The 1,016-nt window shown below is 48.2% G+C and carries 2 protein-coding genes; both read right to left on the minus strand.

Features of this window, described 5'->3' with window-relative positions:
- The coding region (locus ACWPVL_RS11645; RefSeq protein WP_454389174.1) for a TPM domain-containing protein at positions 1 to 625 on the minus strand (625 nt) is incomplete at its 3' end.
- Between the two features lie 8 nt (positions 626 to 633).
- Positions 634 to 1,016 (minus strand): LemA family protein (locus ACWPVL_RS11650; RefSeq protein ID WP_454389176.1); only part of this gene is annotated, 383 nt, incomplete at its 5' end.

Raw genomic sequence — 1,016 nt, forward strand, 5'->3', positions numbered from 1 at the left:
TCACAACAATCTTTCCTAGCAAACTGCCACCGCGATTTCGGTCCGCATTTTGGTAGCGATTCATGGTTTCATCCGAGACCGTGTTTTGATCCTTAGGAAATTTATACTTTTTATCAATAACGGTCGCAACGGCATTGAAGACCTTGCGCAAAGCCTGATTCAGTTCGGCTTTATTACCCGATTTAATTCCTTTTAGATTCGTATTGAGGATTTGTCCCGCCAAAGCGTCTGGCAAGTCACCTTCAAGGCCATCCCCGACTTCGATCCTCAGATTGTGCGTACCATAATTGCCAGCGTATAGAATCAACACGCCGTTGTCGGTACCTTTTTTCCCGATCCCCCATTTCTGAAAAAGATCAGGTGCATAATCCGACAATGGATCGCCGTGGGTAGACTTTAGTGCAGCTACCGCAATTTGCGGCTGTTGTTTGGTGCTTTGATAATAACGATTCTTTTGATCAACCAGTTGTTCGGTTTCCTGATCAAGGTAACGATCCTGGTCCAGGTAGTAATGGTCAGTTGGTCGTGCCGGCAGATCCTCGGCCGCTGCTACCGGATGAGCTGCACCGGTAAACAACAACAAGCCCGTCAGCGCGGCTAGTAACCACGCTAAATGCCCGCGCATGGCGCCACCTACTTCCCAGCACTGGAGCTATTGCTTGAAAAATCAACACTCGGGACGGTCTGTGCTGCTGGGGTAGCTTTGAAGGTGTCCTTCTTGCCCAGTCCCATCATGCTTGCAAAGATATTCTTCGGGAAGGTAACGACGCTTTGGTTATAATCCCGAACCTGATCAATGTAACGCTTGCGTTCAACCGAGATCCGGTTTTCACTACCTTCAAGCTGCGTCATCAGCGTGTTGACCTGATTACTGCTTTGGAGGTTAGGATAGTTCTCCTTGATCACATTAATCAATGTCCCAACACTCTTATTCAGTTGATCATCGGCTTTAGCCTTGCTGGTTGTTGAGTCGGCGTTAGCATAAGACTTCCGGGCTTCAGCAATATCGCCGAAGA

The organism is Streptococcus sp. Marseille-Q8145, from assembly GCF_965112035.1.